At 50.0% G+C, this 20,471-nt stretch carries 15 protein-coding genes; 3 read left to right on the top strand and 12 right to left on the bottom strand.

What is annotated here, in order from left to right; all coding sequences use genetic code 11:
- Nucleotides 1-197: 197 nt before the first annotated feature.
- The gene (locus BM412_RS00320) at nt 198-1,073 is read left to right on the top strand and encodes an AraC family transcriptional regulator (RefSeq protein WP_091212316.1); all 876 of its coding nucleotides are present in this window, start codon (nt 198-200) and stop codon (nt 1,071-1,073) included.
- A gap of 51 nt (nt 1,074-1,124) precedes the next feature.
- Here the strand turns inward: BM412_RS00320 and BM412_RS00315 are convergent, their stop codons facing one another.
- The 11 genes from BM412_RS00315 to BM412_RS00265 form a co-directional block, all read right to left on the bottom strand.
- Nucleotides 1,125-2,045 (bottom strand): aldose epimerase family protein, encoded by a 921-nt coding sequence (locus BM412_RS00315; protein WP_091212313.1) that lies wholly within the window; start codon nt 2,043-2,045, stop codon nt 1,125-1,127.
- A gap of 15 nt (nt 2,046-2,060) precedes the next feature.
- Nucleotides 2,061-4,172: an alpha-galactosidase gene (locus BM412_RS00310; RefSeq protein WP_091212310.1), complete on the bottom strand. Its 2,112-nt coding sequence runs from the start codon at nt 4,170-4,172 to the stop codon at nt 2,061-2,063.
- A 30-nt stretch (nt 4,173-4,202) separates the two neighbouring features.
- Complete coding sequence (locus tag BM412_RS00305) at nt 4,203-7,301, bottom strand: discoidin domain-containing protein (protein ID WP_091212307.1); 3,099 nt, start codon at nt 7,299-7,301, stop codon at nt 4,203-4,205.
- Nucleotides 7,302-7,334: 33 nt separating this feature from the next.
- Nucleotides 7,335-8,153: a carbohydrate ABC transporter permease gene (locus tag BM412_RS00300; RefSeq protein WP_240548348.1), complete on the bottom strand. Its 819-nt coding sequence runs from the start codon at nt 8,151-8,153 to the stop codon at nt 7,335-7,337.
- The gene (locus BM412_RS00295; RefSeq protein ID WP_091212304.1) at nt 8,153-9,031 is read right to left on the bottom strand and encodes a carbohydrate ABC transporter permease; all 879 of its coding nucleotides are present in this window, start codon (nt 9,029-9,031) and stop codon (nt 8,153-8,155) included. Before BM412_RS00295 ends, BM412_RS00300 begins: the two co-directional genes overlap by 1 nt.
- A 63-nt stretch (nt 9,032-9,094) precedes the next feature.
- Nucleotides 9,095-10,495, bottom strand: coding sequence for an ABC transporter substrate-binding protein (locus BM412_RS00290; RefSeq protein ID WP_091212301.1), 1,401 nt, complete (start codon nt 10,493-10,495; stop codon nt 9,095-9,097).
- Nucleotides 10,496-10,603: 108 nt separating this feature from the next.
- Nucleotides 10,604-12,205 carry a response regulator gene (locus tag BM412_RS00285; RefSeq protein WP_091212299.1) on the bottom strand — a complete coding sequence of 534 codons (1,602 nt, stop codon included), beginning with the start codon at nt 12,203-12,205 and terminating at the stop codon, nt 10,604-10,606.
- Nucleotides 12,198-13,988 carry a sensor histidine kinase gene (locus BM412_RS00280; RefSeq protein ID WP_091212296.1) on the bottom strand — a complete coding sequence of 597 codons (1,791 nt, stop codon included), beginning with the start codon at nt 13,986-13,988 and terminating at the stop codon, nt 12,198-12,200. The genes BM412_RS00285 and BM412_RS00280 overlap by 8 nt, the downstream gene beginning before the upstream one ends.
- A 420-nt stretch (nt 13,989-14,408) precedes the next feature.
- Nucleotides 14,409-15,110, bottom strand: coding sequence for a DsbA family protein (locus BM412_RS00275; RefSeq protein ID WP_256256045.1), 702 nt, complete (start codon nt 15,108-15,110; stop codon nt 14,409-14,411).
- Nucleotides 15,111-15,331: 221 nt separating this feature from the next.
- Nucleotides 15,332-16,396, bottom strand: coding sequence for an acyltransferase family protein (locus tag BM412_RS00270; protein ID WP_177245581.1), 1,065 nt, complete (start codon nt 16,394-16,396; stop codon nt 15,332-15,334).
- A 241-nt stretch (nt 16,397-16,637) separates the two neighbouring features.
- Nucleotides 16,638-17,546: a hypothetical protein gene (locus BM412_RS00265; protein ID WP_091212291.1), complete on the bottom strand. Its 909-nt coding sequence runs from the start codon at nt 17,544-17,546 to the stop codon at nt 16,638-16,640.
- 295 nt (nt 17,547-17,841) lie between these two features.
- Between BM412_RS00265 and BM412_RS00260 the strand changes: the two genes are divergently transcribed.
- Together BM412_RS00260 and BM412_RS00255 are read left to right on the top strand one after the other, a co-directional pair.
- On the top strand, nt 17,842-18,795 hold the full coding sequence (locus BM412_RS00260) for a YheC/YheD family endospore coat-associated protein (protein ID WP_256256335.1): 954 nt from the start codon (nt 17,842-17,844) through the stop codon (nt 18,793-18,795).
- A gap of 212 nt (nt 18,796-19,007) precedes the next feature.
- Nucleotides 19,008-19,712: a DUF4386 domain-containing protein gene (locus BM412_RS00255; protein WP_091212285.1), complete on the top strand. Its 705-nt coding sequence runs from the start codon at nt 19,008-19,010 to the stop codon at nt 19,710-19,712.
- A 24-nt stretch (nt 19,713-19,736) separates the two neighbouring features.
- Here the strand turns inward: BM412_RS00255 and BM412_RS00250 are convergent, their stop codons facing one another.
- Complete coding sequence (locus BM412_RS00250; RefSeq protein ID WP_091212282.1) at nt 19,737-20,318, bottom strand: Crp/Fnr family transcriptional regulator; 582 nt, start codon at nt 20,316-20,318, stop codon at nt 19,737-19,739.
- Nucleotides 20,319-20,471 lie beyond the last annotated feature (153 nt).

The following is a 20,471-nucleotide window of genomic DNA, read 5'->3' as shown; positions in this document are numbered from 1 at the left end:
TCACTCCCTGTTCAATTAGTAATCCTAATTCCTACTTTAACGAACAGCGTCCGTAAGAACAATTGAACATCAACGGATAATGATGGACTATATTCTGATTTATTGTTATTGCATACCAACACAACCATATATACAATAGCTGTATTAAGCGCCTCTGAGAAACGAAGGGATTTGATCCTATTAACGCCACGAAAAAAATGGAAGGGTTTCGCGAACAGCGTCTCTTCGTCCTGCCGGAGTATATGCAGCGTGAGCTTGCCGGAACCGAGCTGACCCGGCAACTGTTCGTTAGCGATATCGGTTTTTTTCCGCATGCCAAGCACCACTACAGGGAGCGGACGGAAGGCACGGACGCCCATATCTTCATCTATTGCATCGACGGTCACGGCAAAGTGGAAATACAAGGCGGAGAGCCTCTGGACATCGGGCCCGGAAGCCTGGTCGTGATTCCGGCAGGCATGCCCCACCGCTACTGGGCTTCCGAACCGGAACCCTGGAGTATTTATTGGTTTCATTTGAAGGGAGACCACGCCCGAGAATTGACCCAACTGTATGGGCTCGACAATCACAAGGCTATTTCACTCCCTCACTCGATTGTTGCTGAATTCGTCTCCAACATCGAGCAGTCGCTTGCGATCATCTCGGACAAACCCTATTCGATTCACTCTCACGTTTACGTCTCGCAGACCATGCGATGGATATTGAGCGGCATTGGCCAAGAGCTCCTGCATGCCAATCAGGATCATAAGCGGGACCAATATCTGGAGATAGCGATGCGGTATATGAACGAACACGTAGGGACTACCGTCCGGCTCCCCGAGCTTGCCAGATCCGCCGGCATTTCGACGCAGCATTTGATCCACCTCTTCAACAAGGAAACCGGGTTTTCGCCCATCGATTATTTCCTTCGCATGAAGATGCAGCATGCCGCGAGCATGCTCGATTTAACGAACTTAACCGTGCGGGAGATCGCCGTCTCCGTCGGTCTTGCCGACCCCTATTATTTCTCCCGCATCTTCAAGAAGCTCATGGGCTACTCGCCTACCGAATATCGCAAAATCCCTAAAGGCTAACCTGCGCAAAAAAAGCCCCGGATGAATGATCATCCGGGGCCGTTCATCTTCTCATTCCCGCCAATCCCCATGTCCAAGCAGGATGTCGACGGACCAGCTATAACTTTCGCCTTCTCGCAAACGGGCTGCCGTGCCATTGCGCTCCGCCCGCTCCAACGAATCGTAATAGCCAATTCCGGGCTCCAAGGCAATGGTAGTCCGATCGTTGTATTTACCTTGATCGATCCAAACTCCTAAGTGGGGTACAGTGTCCTTCGGAACAGATACGATCATATAGGCGCGGCTGTTCATGCCAAGCAGACCCGACCAGCCCTCCGGAACGGCCCCGTTATAATAATATTTGGTGCCCTCCCCTGTCGTTTCCGGCCCATAAGCCCAGACATCGGGGATCATGAAATCGCGTTCCGCCTTGCCGTAAACGCATGTCATCTCTCGCACCGACTTCGGCGTAAGAATCCGCGTCGGCTCATCCACGGCAAATTGGGGATGCGCAACCCATAGAAAAGAAAACGGCGCTCCGCCGAGATGCTGAACGGTATAATTCAGCCTTAGGTGCCGCTCGCCCGGAAGTGACAGCGTCCTCGTCAGCCGGTACGGAAGCTGTCTCCCCTCTACGGCGCAAACGATCGCATCGCCGCTCAGCTCCGCCTGCCATGGAAGCGCCCATACCTCGCCGTGATCGGGCAGATTCAGACTGCCATCCTCCCCCGCCGCGCAGGCATCTATGGTGGGAAAGCATTCATCCCATCCGCTCATATCGCCATCGCAGAAATTCGATCCGTAATCCAGCTTCTGCAGAGGTCGGTCCCCCGCATCGAGCAGCCATTCCTTCCCCGTTGGTTTATAAAGGAGCGAAACGAGCTTCCCCCCGAGCTCAGGGATAGTCTCAACTCGAATAGCTTCATTTTCGGCTACGAGCGAGAGGCATCCTCTATAGCTGCTTTCGTAGATTTGCTTACCACTGATTGGCATCGGTCATCTTCCCCACTAGTGAATTCGCTTTAAGTGAATCATTTGGCTCTGGCAATCACCCTTAAATCCTAATGCCACGCCAATCCGCATCAGGAAGCTGCCATGAAGCGCAACCGTCCGCTCGTCTCCGGCATCGACCTCATAGATGGCTTCCACATCAAGGCCCTGCAGAGCAAGCCGGCGTTCCCAAGCGCCAAAATGCTGCGCGTTCTGGAAAGCAAACACCACGGATTCTTGCCCGTCTGTGGCTACGTATTGGCATGCCGCAACGTTCGAATGCCGCAATGACGATAAGCGATATAACTCGCCGTGCATCGTAATCGATCGGATGCGTTTGTACTGCTCCACATAGTCCTTCGCTTCGGCCAGTTCTTCTTCCGACCAGCGGTCGATGTTCGCGCCTATGCCGAGACCACCCATCATGGCGCTATGGAACCGGAAGGAAAGCGGAAGCCTTCTTCCATTCATGCCATGCGGAGACTCCGTGACCCAGCACATCATGACAGACGGATCGTATGCGTAGGTGAAGCCTTCTTGAATATGCAACCGATCGAGCGCGTCCGTATTGTCGCTGATCCAGGCTTGATCCGCGTAACGCAGTATACCGAGGTCAATTCGCGCTCCGCCGCCCGCGCAGGTCTCGAACTCGACGTTCGGGAACCGCCTGCGAAGCTCGCCCCATATATCATACAGATTGTTCACATGGCGAATCCAGTCCGAATGCTCCTTTTGCTGCCGCTCATCCGCAATGCCAGGCTCGGTTACCGTTCGGTTCATATCCCATTTAATGAAGGAGATATCGTAGGTAGCGAGCAAATCCGTCATGAAATCGAGAACGAACTGTTTGACTTCCGGCAGCCCGAGGTTCAGCAGCAATTGATTCCGCAGCTGAGAGCCGGCACGCGTCGGGAATTGATAGACCCATTCCGGATGCGCGCGGTACAAATCGCTGTCCGGATTGACCGATTCGGGCTCCACCCAAATTCCGAAATCCATGCCAAGCGATTTGACCTCGGCGATCAACTCGTTTAAGCCGTTCGGGAACTTCTGCGGATTCACCTGCCAATCGCCAAGACCTGCCCGGTCGCTGTTCCGTGCGCCAAACCAGCCGTCGTCGACGACGAACAGCTCGACGCCGATTGTCGCCGCTTTGCGCGCCAATGCTTTCTGATCCTGCACGTTTACCGCGAATTCAGTCGCTTCCCAGGAATTGTAGAGCACCTTGCGTTCGCGCGAGCCCGGCAGAATCGCTGCTTTCTGATAGCGGTGCAGCTTACGGCTCATCTCGCCAAATCCATTCTCGGAGAAACCGCCCGTAAAGACGGGGGACGTAAAGGATTCGCCCGGCGCGAGCGTGAAGCTGCCGTCGAAATCATTGATTCCGCCGGTTATTCTGAGGTGTCCGAAGGTCGTTTTTTCCGCGACGATTTTCCAATTGCCGCTCCAGCCGAGCGCGCCGAACCACACAGCGCCGTTCGTTTCGCCGGCTGTCCCGTCGTCGATCGCAAACCAGGGGTTCGCGTGAGGTCCCGTAAACCCTCTTCTGGACTCCAGCACCTTCTTCCCCTCGGACAGCACATTCGTTCGCAATTGATACTCGCCTGCCCAACGACCCGTGACATGCGTCAAACGGTATTCGGGGAGGGCGAGCAGCGACCAGACGGCAGACATTGCTTGCTCGATGCGAACGGACGACGCCTCGCCGTTTGTTACCGTTATATGTCGCTCGATCAGATCGAATTCGGGAAACACGTTGTAATGCAGATTTACTTGAAGGTCGTAGGAGCTGTCTGCCAAATGAACGACCAGTTCCTCGGGCTTATCGATCGAGTAACCTTCATATCGCAGCTTCAGATCGCGCACGCCGTCGCCGAACGTTGCTTTTAATGCCGGCTCCGCGTACAAGAGGCCGCCCCAACCCCCGTACTCTTCCGTTTCGCGGTCTACCGCCGCATCGAAGGAGCTGTGATGCTTCGTTCGAAGCAAGTCGGCGCAATCCCCGGCATGCACCGGGGACCCCCAATAGAGATGCTGCACGGTTCCGCTGTCGTTGATGCCGAACAGATAGGATGACCGTGCGGTGCGGATGGCGAAAATACGGTCTTCTTCCAAATAGCCGATCGGCACAGCGATCACTCCTCTTAGATGTAAATTATTTTATTGATAGATCGTGAAAATCAGATCCGTATCCGTCTGAGGCGACCAGGTTTGCCCTCCGTCGCCGGAATACTGCGCGATCCCGCCGGTATAAACGTCGCCGCTATAGGCAAAGCCGTATTTGTTATCCGTGGATCCGTCATCCAGCGAATTCGGCGACCGCAGGATAAATGCGAACTTCTTCGTCGTATCGAGTCCGCTCAGTCTCGGGTAAATCGAGTACGGCTGCGGGGAGCCCATGAGATTGTACGGCGGAACGGCAGCGGTAAACAGCTTCTTCACCGGCTTCATGTTGTTATCCAGCTCTACAATGTCGATATACAGATTGTCTTCCGGCACTTTGCTGACATAGCTTTCGTAATAATACACATCCATCTTGGGCAAAGAATCGCTCGTCAGCGTGAACGTTTGCATTCTCTGCGTTTGCCCGCGGATGTCCGAATAACTCCAGAACGATCCGTTGCTGCTGTCCTGCGCGATGACGGAACCGGTATTCCCCGGAATGTTGTACGCTTCAATTTCGTTCACAGAGTCGAGCCAGTGGCTGGTTTTCATATCAAGCCTGATTTTCGAAGTCGTGACCGTCTTGAAATCCAGCTCTCTTCTGTCTCCGAGCGTCAGCCCTTTGGTCAGGTCGACATACTGCGATGCAGCATCATCCCAATACTGAAGCGCATAAGCCCATGTTTCATATTCCTGCTTATCGTAACCGTACTCGCTGACAACCACGCGGTTGACGCTCGTCGGAGCGCCGAAGTTGATCTCGAGCCACTGGTTGCCAAAATCATTATTCGCCGGCCAGCCTGCGCTCCAACGGGTTGAAAGATTGCCGTCAATAATATTCGAAGCTTCGTAGCCGGCCCCATAGGATGAGGAGGCCGAAGCTGTAACCCCTGCACCGAGCGCCAAGTTGACAGGTGCTCCCGGGTTGCTGTGCGAGCCTTTACTCGAGATGCGAATCATAACGGATTCGCCGGGTCTTAACGTGCGTGAATAACTGCCGGTATACGAACCCAGCGTCGTCTGGCTGTACAGCTCGGAGAGCGTGTACGCCTTGTCCGCGCTGAGATGCAGATCCTTGAATGAAACAGCCACCGGCTTGCTGTTGTTCATATCCCAATTGGAAATGCCGACGATGACGTCCCCATTCTTATCGTTCAGATACAGAGTTTCCGGTGAATGCTCGCCTTTCAAATAGAAGTTCGTCATGTTAAGCGGTCTTGCCGCTTTGCCTAAATCCGCAACGTCCAGCAGCGCCTTGTTCATGACGAGCGTCTTCATTCGGTCTTCCGAAACGAACGGAACGTCGTCGCCGATCAGCAAATGGCCGCCGCCCATCACGATCGCAGTCGTTAGCAGCGTTGCTTGATTCAACGTGCTTTTCCCATAGACGCCTTGCACGATATTTTCGGGCATCGACATGTCCGCATCGTTATAAGGGTATAACGTGCCATTGGTCCACCACGAAGCTGCCGCATTGAACGCTTGACGCTCGATGCCGGAATAACGGATGCCTGCGCCGTCATCGAGACCGATGACCGTATCGCAGCCGGTTCTTCTGCCGTGTGCATAACCCGAAGGCAGCAGAGGCGCGATCGATTCGTCGATGAAGATCTTCTGCCGCGCGCCGATCAACGCATCCCGCATGATCTTCATGCCGATCCGGTAGGCTTGTATCCCGTTCTTGCTCTTGTCGTAGAAGCTGCCCTCATACATCCCGAAATCAATAAAGTCGAGTTTGACGTAATCGAAGCCCGGCTCGACATGATAAGTATTCATCAGCCACTTCAAATAGACTTGTCCGCCCGGATGCGTCGCATCGACAATCGGCGTGTTCAGATAGGACATGATCGGATTGCCGTTCGTATCCTTCAGCGCGATATCGCCGAACGTATAATTCGTCGTCGGTACAAGATCGGTCAGCTTATTCCAGATCGCAAAAGGCGCTTCATAGGAGCCCGCTTTCATGCCTTTGCCATGTACATAAGTAACGTAATCCTTCAAATTCCGGATTTGCTCCTGCCCCTTGACCCCCTGATAGCTGGCATCCAAGTTCATGTAATTGTAGCCAAGCGACTTCAGATGCGCGACGAAGTAATCCGTCATCGCATACATCGCGTCCGCTGTGGCGTACTGGCTGTAGAAGTTGTACCAGGTGTTGTAGCCCCTCGGTACGTCGCCTTTCCACTGCAGCATTGGCTCTTGGACGGCGTACGCTTCCCCGAAAGTCTCGAGGCCCGTCTCATAATCATCGAAATACCCAATGAAGAATGCATCCGACGACACCGTAGTGCCGCTCTGCTGGCCGCCGGCATTGTAGACGGAGAAGCCGGTCAGCGGGCCGTTCGGTGCCGCCGCCTGGCCCAGCTGCTGCATGCTTTTCCAAGCTTTCGTCGTGGCCGCTCCGGCAATGACGCCATTCTTCGCCGTATTATCAAATACCGCCGCAACCCAGTAGCTTGTTCCGTTGAACGCGCTCCACTGATCCTCTACGCCGTAGGGACGGTCATAGCCGTTCTGGCTTTTGCCGAAATCGTCAACGGGCGCTACGCCGAAATCATAGTTATTCGTATAAGGCGTCGTATAGATCCGTTTGTCCGTGCCCGAGCCGATATCCAGATTGTCGGCTGCAATCGGCTCCAGCACGTCGATCGTTTGGCTGGCCGCACTGCTCACCGTCATATCGGACAGAAAATAAGGCTGGTCCTCGTACATCGTCAGCCGCAGCGTGATAGTCGAGCCGGAATCGAGCACGCTCTTGATCGTAATGCGCTCGCCATGCTTGCCATATCCGTCATTGCCGATGGCCTCCCACTTCGCCGAACGCTTGCCGGGATCGTAGGAATGAATGCGGGAGCTTGTCCCGTACAGCTCATAATCGGAATAGAAATTCGAGATCAGCGTTGTACTGCCTTTCTTGAAGCTGCCGCGCCCCGTCGACAAATCGTACGTGAGCGAAATCGTGCCGTTGTCAGCGGTAACGACAGATCCCGTCTGTCCTACGGATACTTTGGTAGGTTTAGCCTCCGCAACGTTAATAGGTCCAATCATCGCAAATATGAGCAGCAAAACGAACAATCCTTGAAAGCTTCGTTTCATTCTGAACGTCCCTCCCATAATGATGATTCTTCTTTACCCTTTAATGGCGCCTGCCGCGATGCCCTTAATAATAAATTTCTGCATGAACAGGAAGAACACGATAATCGGAATAAGCCCCATTACGGCATAAGCGAATGCCAAATTCAAATCGCTGCTGTACTGTCCGAAGAAGTAATACTGCTGCAGCGGAATGGTGCGATACGCCTTATCCTGCAGATACAGCAGCGGAAGCAGGAAGTCGTTCCAAATGTACAGCGCGTTCAGCACGACGACGGTAGCGGTGACCGGCTTGAGCAGCGGAAGGACGATTCGGGCAAATATGCCCGGCGTCGAACAACCGTCGATCCGCGCCGCTTCCTCGATCTCAAGCGAGATGCCCCGGATGAAGCCCGCATAGAACAGCACCCCCATCTGAACGCCGAAGCCGCCGTAAATCAAAGCGATTCCCCAGTGCGTATCGATCATATGGGCCATCTTGCCCATCTTATACAGCGGAAGCATGATGACCTGGAACGGAACCATCAATCCGGAAAGAAACAGGACATAGATAAATTTATAGATCGGTTTATTCCGCCGGGCGATAGAGTACCCTGCAAGCGCGGACACGAAGATGATCAGCGCGACGGAAATGAGGTTCACCCACAGGCTGTTTCGGATCGCGGACGGATACTTCGACGTCTTCCAGGCGTGCACGAAATTATCCAGATGCAAAGTCGACGGCAGCGCATAGAAAGAGTCGAAGGTTTCCTTCGCGGATTTCAGCGCCATGAGCAGCGCAACGTACAGCGGAAAAACGAATATAAGCGCCAGCAAGGCAATCAGCGTTAGGACGATCGCATGCGTCAGTTTCATTACATATCCACCTCCCGCCTTCTAAATATAGCCAGCTGCACGATGGTGACGATGACGAGAATGAGGAAGAACAGCATCGACAATGCCGTACCGTACCCCGCTTTAGCGGAATTAAATGAGACGTTGTAAATAAACGTCGAGATCACCTCGGTCGAGAAGGCCGGACCACCGCCGGTCGTCAAGAAGACGAGATCGAACACTTTGAGCGAGCCTGTCAGCACGAGCAGCAAATTAATCGTGACCGATGGCGCCAGCAGCGGGAGCGTAATATGGCGGAAAGCGCCGAACGCGCCGGCACCATCGATCCGCGCGCTTTCGGTCAGCTCGCCCGGAATGCCTTGCAAGCCGGCGATATAGATGATCATCGGAGAGCCGATCCCTTGCCAGAGCGAGATGACGATCAGTGCCGTCATCGCATGATCCGGATTACCGAGCGGACTTGTCATATCGATGCCGAAATAACTCAGCAGCTTCGGCAGGCCGTTACTGTAGTTGTAGCTCCAGATATAAGCCGACAGCACCGTGGAGATCGCTACGGGCAAGAAGAAGATCGTGCGGAACACCTTTCTGAATTTCAAATAAGAGTCCAGCAATACGGCTAGCAGCAGCGACACGAGATTCACAAGCAGCGTTACCAATATCGCGTACTTGAACGTGTTGCGAAGCGCCGCCCACAGGTCAGGATCGCGCAATGCCTGCGCGTAGTTATCCCAGCCGATATATTTCGCGGTAGGTGCGACGCCGTCCCAATCCGTGAACGAATATTTCGCGCCAATGACTAACGGGACGATCACCGCAAACGCAAACAGACACAACCCCGGGAGTATAAACAGCACATACCACATCTCGCTGCGGATCGATCGCTTTAAGCTATTCATAGACGATTTCCTTTCCTATAGATAACGGCATAGGCGCCGCCTATGCCGTCATCTGAGATTCCATTATTTATGGTTCTTGGACACCCAGTCGTCCAGTGCGGTAATGACTTGCTCCGGCGACTCTTTCTTAAAGAACATTTTCTGTAGATGCTGGATGAGCTGACCGGTCCAGTCGATCGTCGTTTTCGACATGTAGGCTTGCGAGTTATACAGCTGGCCGTTATCGAAGTAAGGCTTCAGATCGTTCAACGCCGGCGCGATGTCGGTCGTTGCGCCTTTTACGTAGCTCAGCGTGTTCGTATTCTTCACCCAAGCGTCTCCGCCTTCTTTGCTCGCCATGAATGCAAGGAATTTCATTGCCGCTTCTTTGTGCTGGGATTTGCTGCCGAGCGCAAGCGAAGCATCCGGATTAAACTCCAATTTGTTCAAGCTTTCATCATTGCTGAATGGATAAGGGAAGTAGCCGATGCCGGTATTGTACAAGTCCGGATTTTTCTTCTGAATATCCGCAAGCGGCCAAGTGCCCATGTACATCATGCCGACATCGCCTTTGGCGAACAGGTCAACGACGTCGTTGTAGCCGAGGCCGAGCTGGTCCTTGTTGCCGAGATCGAATATTTGCTGGGCATGATCGAGCGTGGTTTGCATCGCCGGATTGTCGGCGAATTTGGAGCCGCCCGTCTCCAGCTTGTCGAAGAAGTCAGGCTGGTTCGCGGCAAGCGCCGTGTTGCTCGGCAAATCGCGGCCGATCCACATGCCGAGCGGCCAGCCATCCTTCCAGCCGAGCGCGAACGGCGTTTTGCCAGCCGATTTAATCTTCTTCGCATTCTCGATCATGGCGTCGAACGTTCTCGGCACTTCAAGATTCAATTCACTGTAAATATTCTTGTTATAGAATACGGCGATCGGTCCGGCGTTCAGCGGCATAATGTAGTTCTTTCCGTCCGTTGCCTGCGAAGTCAGCACGTCCGCATCGAAATTGTTCAGGAATTCCTGCCCGCTCAAATCCTCCACGTAACCGCCGTCCACAAACAATTTTGCCTGCGCGCCGGCGTTCAACGTGAACACGTCCAGGATGTCTCCGCCAGCCAATTTCGTTTTTAGAATGGTGTAATAGTCGTCATATTTCACGGGCTGAACATCGACTTTGATGTTCGGATTCGCCGTTTCGAACTGATCGACGATTTTCTGAATGCCGTCCGTCACGTCGCTCTTGAAGTGCATGAACGAAATCGTTACCGGTTCCGTGCTCGCTTCCGATGTATTAGTCGACGCTGTGTCGTTCGAAGCCGTGTTCGAAGCCGCATTGGAAGTGTTCTCCGTTGATGACGTATTCGAGGCTGTATTCGATGATGCATTTGAAGATGTGTTCGCGGATGACGACGCATCATTGTTCGCGTTACCGCATGCCGCCAGCGAAAGCATCGCGATGATGGCGCTCAGACCGACCAAACTCTTTTTCATTTTCCAGTCCCCTTTTCCTGTATTGTCCGAGGACGATCGTTTCGTCCATGAGTCTATCTTATCGGTCGGCCACTTTTCACGTAATGAATTAATTTGTGTTTGCAATGTTCAATATTTTGTTATTTCCGCAGCTCCAATCGTTCCATCCCGGTATTCGGAAGGCGTCTGCCCGGTAAAGCGTTTGAAGACTTGGCTGAAATATCGCTGATTCTCGTAACCGACCAGCTCGGATATTTCGTTGATTTTGCACTCGGACGATTTCAACAGCTCGCAAGCCTTCTCCATTCGTTTGCGCGTGACATATTCGGTGAAATTCTCTCGCGTGATGCTCTTGAACAGCTTGCTCAAATACGCGGCATCCATATGGAACCGCGCCGCGACGTCGATAAGACTGAAATCCTCAAAATAATGCTCATCCAGAAACAGCGCGATTTGGCGAACCGAGCGAACATTCTCCGCCTCGCCGACGCTCGCACAATGGGCTTCAATCGCTTGAGTAAGCAGGCCGAGGATCGTTTGCAGCTCCTTTTCGTCCAAGATGCGGGACACTTCGTCAGCGTCGAGCAATACGGTCTGCGTTGTCTCGATCCCCTTCAATTCGGAAATCGACAGCTCCATCATCTGCCTCAAATCGCGTTGGATCTGGCGAATGGTGACATTAGGCTGCCTGCCAACTTTCTCGCAGTAATCGTTCAGCAGCCGCTTGAAGTCTTTCGCATTATGCGCGCCGATCGCTTGCCTCATCGATTTCAAATCGAAAGAGCCCAGCAGCTCAACCGGCTGGATCGCTCCCGTGCTTTCAGCGGACGAGAATGCGAATGACTCCCCGAGCAGACGATTATTTCGGAGCGCATCGCCCGCCGCATGATACGCGGCAGGCAGTTCTTCGAGCCTTGTATAAGTGCGGCTAAGCCCAGCTACGACGCCGACGAGCAGCATTTTACTGACAGCTTCATGATAGTCGTGCAATAGTTGCCGTGCCCGTTGCTCATCATAGGAAGCAGCCGGGAAGAGCAGGCAAATGCGCGTACGGTCATCCGATTTATAGACATGCAGCTTGTCCTCCCGCATCACTTCGTACAAGATATTCTCCAGACTGAATAAGAACAAATCCGCGTTACCGTGAAATTTAGTTCGGGACACCTCGCTGAACTGCCGAAACATGCACACCGCAACCCGAAAACCGCCGTCCACGGCAATGCCGAGCTCTCCCGCTTCCCGCTGTATATCCGCCGTATTCGTAATCCGATGGCTTGTAACGGTTTGCAGAAAGGTCTCCCGCTTAAGAAGCCGAACCTCCTGATTGAACCGCATTTGCTGCTGAATGCTCATGTAGGTGTTACAAGCTTGGATCGCCTTGTTGAGTGCTTGCTCGAGATCCGTAACGGATACCGGTTTGAGCACATATTCGCAGGCTTGATACGTGACGGCCGCCTTCATATATTCGAACTGCGAATACCCGCTAATGACGATTACCTTGATTTCGCCGAACCGTTCATGAAGCGCTTCCAAAAACTGCCCGCCGTCCAATACCGGCATATTCATGTCGGTCACGACGATATGCGGCCTTCGGATCGGGATCAGCGCAAGCGCCTCCTCGCCGTGCCTCGCTTCCGCGATAACCTCGACGTCCAGAGCAAGCTCGCTGATCATTTTGCTGATCGATTTGCGGCTCCACGGCTCATCGTCCACTACCATAACCTTATACATGCTGCATACCTCTATTCCTGTAGGGGATCGTTACAATCACTTCCGTACCTTCGCCTTCGATGCTATCGATTCTGAGTCCATAATCGGAGCCGTAGTACATGCGAATTCTCTCGTTCACGTTTTTCAAACCGATCGATATGCCGCTGAATACTTCGGTGTTCCTATGCTCCAGAACCGCTCGAAGCCGAGCCAGTTGCTCGGCGTCTATACCTGGACCGTTATCCCGCACCTTAATGATGGCCCGATCCGATTGCTGCACCGCCGCGATTTGCAGATGAAGCTGCCTGTCCTCGGTTTTACCCAGCACATGAACAATCGCATTCTCTACAATGGGTTGCAGGACGAACCGGATGACGCTGCAGTCAAGCAGCGCATGCTCCACATCGAACTCGGTTACGAGCGATTCCTCGAAACGAAGCTGCTGAATATATAAATAATTTTTCAGGTGCACCATTTCCAGACCGATGGTGGACTCGCTATTCCCTTCGTAGAAGTTGTAACGGAACAGATCACCCAGCGCCCTGCACATTTCATGAATGTCATATTCCCCGATTAAGACGGCTTTGCCGCCGATGGTTTGAAGGGTATTGTATAGAAAATGCGGATTGATTTGCATTTGCAGCGCCATGATTTGCGCTTCCTTGTTGCGAATGAGCAGCTGATATTCCTGCTCGATCAATTCTTGAATCTTGTTGGTCATGAAATTAAAGTTTCTCGTCAATTCGGACAGATCGTCGCGCCACGGGCTCGGCTTAAGCGTGACATGGAAATCCCCTTTACGGACAGCCCGCATGGCCTTGCTGAGCGACTGAACGGGCCGCGTAATAAACTGCTGCGCCATCGATGAGAATAACGCGATTACGAGCATAACGAGGGCAAATGCTCCTACCGTCAGCAACAGCGTAATTTTACGATTCTCCGCGAGCTCGCTGCTCGAATATAGAAGCGTTAGCCCGACGTTGCCGTTGTCAAGCGCGGACGTGCTGATCAGTGCTTGACGGCGGTCCGTGAATTGAAGCTCGCGTTTGCCGTAAGAAGCATAGTTATCGGAGCGCTTGTAGGTTTGGACCGCTTCACTGAATTGATCGTTCGTGCGATAGAAGATTTCACCTTGATCGTTCTGAAGGACGATATTGTTGGGGGATCGATTGTAGGTTTCGATCTGCTTTACGAAATCTCTCATCCTCGTATAAAAAACTAACGTACCGTATTTATTTCGATAGAAGGGGTCATAAATCGTGATCGCATAAACGAAAAACCGTTCCCCCTGCTCCTTGTCCAAATAAGTGAACATCCGGGCATGCTGAAACGGCAAATCCAGCAGTTGATCTGCATGGGGAACGGAATCATCGAGCCGAATCGAATCGTAGCTGGCCGCTCTCAACCATGAATCCCTCAGCTTGTTGTCCTGCCCGTACATCATAATCTTGATCACATCTTTATTCTTGCTTTGAACGAGGCGATAGTAGTTGTCGAGCGCATCTTTGGTTTGAAAGATATCGGCATTGTTGTAGTTGGCGCCGTTACGCATAAAGTTGACCAGTTGGTTGAAGCCATAGACTTGCAAGGCCGACGAAGAGAAGCTGCGGAAAAACTGATCCAGGTCATTGGACAAGTATTCAGCGTTCTGGTCGGCGCTCCTGACCATCGTGCGCTCTAGCGAAAGCGAGCTGGCCCTGTAGAACAGGAAGGAAAGAATGAGCATCGGGATCAGGGAGATGAACACGCTGCTCAAGACGAGTTTGGTACGTATGCTCCGGTTAATAAACAGCCACTTGATCATTCGGGTCTCCTTCGCTTAGCAGGTATAGGCAAGCGCTGTATTTGCTCATTCATATCTAATCTATTTTACCATCGCGATTCGGCCGCACAAGAAAAGAAAACGTGTTCTTTATGTTAAAAAATTTGTGGAGACGAAAGCCGCCTTCCCCTCATTTAACGATGCAGGCGGAAAAAATGAGACAAAAAAGAACATACGTAAGCCGTATGTTCCCAAATTTCCACGATGAGCGCATGCTTGGTCGCATTCCAGCTCTAACGGTTGTGACAGTGGTTATTTGGCCTAAATAGCCGCGCTGACAACCGTTAAAGTTTTATCTCTACGCTTAACTTTCATCACACACAAAAAAGCTGCCGAATGTATCCGGCAGCTTCCTTAGCACATTATCTTGCGGCAGCTTTCATACAAGTGTGCGGATAAAAATTAGTCGTTTAATTGTTCCTCAATAAGTTCGACAATGGCTGCATAATCGAATGGATCTTTAACCATGACTTGATTAATCATAATGCTCGGGGTTTGCATCACTTTATAATCCTGAACCAATTTTTCGTCGGCACTGACTTCGTTTTGAACTGCCTCGCCGCTGATCGCTGCATTCAGTTTCTCAAGGTCGATAGCCGGCTTTACGGTTGCGGCGATTTCATTGATCTTATCTGTTGTTATCCATAATGCATCGTGATCCTGTGCTGGCTGCGCTTGAAACAGAGCTTTATGGAACGGCCAGAACGCCTCAGGATTCTGTGACCAGACAGCTTCTCCGGCCTGTGCTCCCAGCCTGGATTCATCGCCATGAAACAGAACGTTAATATAGGTGAAATTGGCTTTCCCGCTATCTATATAGGCTTCCTTCAATTTCGGATAAAATTGCTCCCCCCAAGCTTTGCAGGACGGACACTTATAGTCGCCAAATTCAACGATGGATACCTTGGCGTCTTTATCGCCTTCAATCGGTTGATTGATAATCTCCGGCGCATCTTGAAACGACTTTCCGGTCTTATCCGTTGCTTGGCTAATGATAAACAATAATACGAATAAACCTACGATAATCGATGTGAATAGAACCAGCTGTTTGCTTGACGGCCCTTTATTATTTCGGGTGGGCGCTGTTTTTATTTTTTTAGTCAAAGTTGTCTCCTCCGTTATTGCTTAAGTTGGCTTGGTACCGCATTGATCTATGTCAGATAGCTCGATGTACATTAACGTTTTCACTCTAACATAGGAACACTTGCTCATCAATTCCATTTTGTTGCTATTTGTAAAGGCTTTATGAACCTTTCGGACCGGCTTCGATTGGTTTCCATAACAAAAAAAAGGCATGCCCCATGCAGGCTGCCTCTTTTGATTAATTAGTTTACAGGCTGTGTTTTCTCATTCGTTATCCTATTATTTGGACGTTTGAGATCTAATCCTACTCCAATACGCCCGATGAAATAGCTCCCCCACGAAAATCGGTTAAAAACAATTACAATCCCCATCGAACCACCAAGGGCGAAAAGAAAGAGAACGAATGCACTAATCATGTTCTTGGGTAAAGTGAAAAATTGATCCATAACGGAAAGCACTAACGGATGGACTAGATAAATCCCGAACGAACACTGGCTTATTTTCACAATAAAGGATGGTACTCCTCTTAGTCTGGCTGCAACAATGAGCAGCATGAACACTGTGCTCAATGTAAAGAAAATCATATCAAAGCGCTTGGAGGACAATACAGGAATAATATCACTCATAAAAAGAAAGAGCATGACTATACCTGTAAGCGGGACTGACGCGTAGATGTAATAGCGATACTTTTGCAACATACTTAGGTATTGTACATAATTTCTGCCCAAATAATAGGCGACTGCAAAATAGAAAACCCATCCGATAAAAGGCATCCTATAGAATGTATCCCAAACATAGATCGCAGTCGGATGATCAGGCGGGCTGACTAAGTTAAAGAAAGCCAGATAGCTCACGTTTACCAATCCGGCTATAATCAATATCCATTGTGGACGAAACCGATTGAAAACATAGCGGACGAAGAACATATGCAATAGATAGAATTGAAAAATAATAGCTACAAAATAGGCTGATGTTTCACCGAGAAAGAAGCCTTTAAACAAATTGGTTACTAAGACTGAGATTTCCGCTTTCCCCTCTAAAGTAAACGTGTTCTGAAGGGAATAGATGATAACAAAACAAGTGTACGGTATCGCGATATAACGTAATCTTTTTTTCAAGAACCCCTTCGGCGTATGAGTTGGATAAGCATTCGCTAATACGATTTCGGAAATCAGGATAAACGCCGGTGTGCCGAATGAAAGAAACAATCTTACTCCACCGAAAAACCAACCATCCGCGACATCAACGCTGTGTAGAAATACAATGCTAAGACATGCGACAGTACGGAGCAAAAACAACTCTTTCAAGCTTACTCTCCCCACTAATTCCCCTCGCTTTCGTCGTCCATTTGCACGAACGTTGTATACGAAATGTATCAATAATTAGGGATGATGTAAATAGCAAACTATGAATTTGAGTGTTAACTTCTTATAAAAAGAGACAAAAAAAAACACCCTAGTCCTAAGGCATTCCTTTTCTGCAGATACATCGCTAATACAACAGGCTACGATGAAATTTCCATCATAGCCTGTGACTCTAACATTCTTATTAAGAAGGCGTATACGACAGACTTGCGCTAAATGAGAGCTGCGTGATATCTGCTGCTGAGGGATCTGTCGATTGCAGCGTCCTTATACGAATCCCAATACGATCACCTGCAGCAACTACTAATGATCCGACATTGATATTTGTTGCGGCACGGAAAGTGCCCGCAGTAATGATATTATTCGGGAATCCGAATCTAACCGAACTGGTTAGCGGAGTCGTCACGTAAGGTGAAGCACTGTGATCAATCCCGCTATTAGGAACTGACGGTGCGAGGAATACTGTGAAATCATATTGAAGGCCGAGCGTATTTATGGAAACCACCGAAGCAACCAACAGATCCGCACTGATTTGCAAATTTTGAACGGTACCCGCGAATGGGATCGGAAAAGCAAATCCACCTGCTTCGGGTGGACTGGTTGATTCTCCGGAACCATCAACAACTTCAACCGTGTGATTGCCAAAGCCCATTAATATTGGAGCTGCTGATACTACCGTTGCACCGCTAATGATGATCCCCGTCGAAAATGGAATCAATCCTCCGGCTCCCGGAGCTCCCGTTGATCCTGTTGGTCCAGCCGGTCCTGCTGCTCCGGGAGCTCCCGTTGATCCTGTTGGTCCAGCCGGCCCTGCTGCTCCTGCTGCTCCTGTTGCTCCGGCAAGCCCTGCTGCTCCAAGTGCCCCTGCCAGTCCTGCCAGCCCTGCAGGTCCAGCCTCACCAATGGCTCCGGCAAGCCCGGCTAACCCAGCTGGTCCAAGCGCTCCCGCTAAGCCTGTGGGTCCAACTGCTCCGATTGCGCCTGCAAGTCCTTGAAGTAATTGCGCCCCTTCTGCCAGAGGTCCTGGAGGTCCTTGGGGCCCGCGCGGTCCTTCCGGCCCCGGAGGACCCGGAGGACAGTTATGTTTACCCATATAGTCTCGTCTCCCTATTAGTAAAGTAAAGCTGTTTCATCATATTCATTCTCCAGCAAATGGAAGGGAGTAGTTGCCTACATATTCAAAAATGGGTAAATATTAAGTCTATTTTCCCGTCCTATTATGTTATTGTCCCTATCAAAAATACCACGCCAGCATTTAATAGTAATAGCGATCAGAGACTGGGAGAGTGGCGAGATTGGAGAGTCAACCGTTAATAGGGATTTTAGTAACCGAAAGTACCAATAGAAAAAGCATTCTAAAGCTCTATCAACGGTATGATAAATTGAACATGAAGCTGTTTGCCTTTACCCCGGCGGATATTGACTGGGAGCAGCAACGCATTCGCGGACTCAGCTTAACTAAAGGCTTATGGAAACAAGGTTTGTTTCCATTTCCTCATGTCGTGTATAATCGCAGCTTCAATAAGAAAACAGTTACCATTCAACGCCTGGAGAACGTGATTGGCAGGAAAAAATGTTTCAACACTATTAACTTTTTTAACAAATGGGATCTCTATAACTTATTGAAACAGTCACCACTTAGCCCCTATATACCAGACACCTACTTATACAATGATGTGAGCGTATCAGAGCTAATAGAGAAATATAAAATCGTATATATTAAGCCTATGTACGGTTTCAAAGGGAAATCTGTCTATCGAATCGAGCAAACGACTACAGGGGATACACGTATCTCCCTGAATGCTTTAGCTCCAAAATTCATTTGCAGAGCGAATGAAAGCATCGCGAGAAAGTTAGATGAGCTTCTCGGATCAGAGAACTATATGGTTCAACAGGGAATTAGCATACGTCAATTGAATAATCGTTATTGCGATATTCGAGTCCTGGTTCAAAAAGACATTCGGGGTGAATGGACGGTTTCCACCATCGCATGCAGGGTAGCTTATCAGGATTATTTCAACACGAGCGTTTGCGAATTCATCTATGATGCCGCGGAAATATTCCACGTCTTATTTAGCCCAACAAAAACGAAAGAGATGCTTCAATCTCTTCATGAGATAAGTACAGCGGCTGCACAAACAGCAGAAACTCATATGGGTTCGTTAGGCGAATTGAGTGTTGATTTTGCTTTAGATGACGCAGGAAAGCTATGGATCATCGAACTTAACGGGAAACCTCAGAAAAGTATGTTCAACGACCTTCGTTGGTTTAAAGCCAATGACATCATCTACAGCAGACCGCTGGAATATGCCTATCACCTTGCTCGCTCTGATTGTCGGTAGCCCCCGCCTGGCGACGCGGAGAAGACCGTACCATAGATGTCCGGATGCCGAAGCCCTATGGCGAGTGAGAGCTCTCCACTCGCCGACACGTCGCATACCGCCGTATTTGGAGGTTTTAATTGTCTCCAAACTAGTTCATTGACTTAAGTCAATGAACCTAAAAACCCTCCCAGTTAAAATGGAGTCACCACGTATGACTAGGAGGGTTTCTGATGATTGTTCAAGGAAGAGAGCTATCGGATCAGCGAAAGTCGGCTCTAACCACCGGTATAGCACTCATGATCATGACGCTTGCCGCAATTTTTTCATATGGCTTTGTGCATGCAAAGATCCTGAAACAGGGGGATACAAACGCCGTACTCCAACACATTATTTCGCATAATCATCTTTTCAAAGCTGAAATCTTGGGTTGGATTATTATTCTGCTATGCGATATCGTTGTGGCTTGGTCTTGCTATGTATTCCTGAAGCCAATAAATAATAATCTAGCGTTGCTCGGTGCATGGTTACGTCTTGTTTATGCGTCCCTATTGGGAATAGCGATCATAAATTTAATATTCGTGTTGTTGCTTACAAACGGGACCGAATATTTATCTAGTTTTACCTTAAATCAACTTGGTGCACAAGTGTTGTTACATTTACAAGCCTTTGATTCCATTTGGTCAGTTGGTTTAATCGTCTTTGGCGCACATCTGCTAATTATAGGCATATTGGCTCTCCGATCAGACAGCGTACCGCGATGGATTGGCATCCTGCTACTGTTAGCTTCGATAGGCTACATTCTCATTCACCTGAGTAAACTTTTTTTTGCGGACTACATGGAAATCAGGAAGATACTTGAATTAGCTTTTACTGTACCTATGACAGCGGGAGAACTGGGCTTTGGAATATGGTTGCTATTCAGGGGAGGGAAATAGATATACACACCTGATGTTCAGCTATTAAAGTCCTCGATTCATTCTCTTTTTTATTCTACTTAAGGACTCCGGGGTAATGCCGAGAAAACTCGCCAATTGATGTTGAGGAACCCGGTCGATTAAAGAAGGTCGTTTCATTAGCAGGGCCTTGAAGCGTTCTTCAGGCGAAGAAGCGATAAAAGCAGCGAATTCCGCCTGTACCTGACCAAAGTTTTCTTCGATCATCTTGCGAGTCATCGACTCCAACTGCGTGTATTTGGTATACATTTCCTTTTCTGTATCCAGGTCGCCAACGACCACCACAGAATCTTCAACGCACGCGATGGTGTAGTCAGATGACTTGTCTAGCTTATGATGATTAAAAATGGCGATGGCTTGCTCTTCGGTGTAAAAGTTCGATGTAACCTCATTCCCCTCTTCATCGATTGAGTACTGCCTGATGCATCCATTCAGAACGAAATAACATTTTGTGGGAACCTCACCTTGTCTAAGGAGGATGGTTCCCTTCATAAATTCTTCTATTTGAATCTCGTTTACGACCACTTGTTGTTCTTCTTCACTAAGGGAGGTCAATCTGGACATATAATTAAATAAAATGTTGTTCATATTTCCCACTCTCCCTCTCCTTCTAAAATGGACGATGGGTAGTTAGTCATCTTTAATCCAAACATCTGCCGTTCACCAAAACGATTAATCACCAACACATCTGCCCGTTACGTTATTGAAACCGTGGATCGTGTCGGCAGCTTCGTCATAGTG

It is taken from the genome of Paenibacillus sp. BC26 (genome assembly GCF_900116125.1).
Classification (GTDB): Bacteria; Bacillota; Bacilli; order Paenibacillales; family Paenibacillaceae; genus Paenibacillus_Z; species Paenibacillus_Z lignilyticus.
Note: the sequence above shows the minus strand (reverse complement) of the source record. Positions and strands in the feature narration are given on the sequence as shown.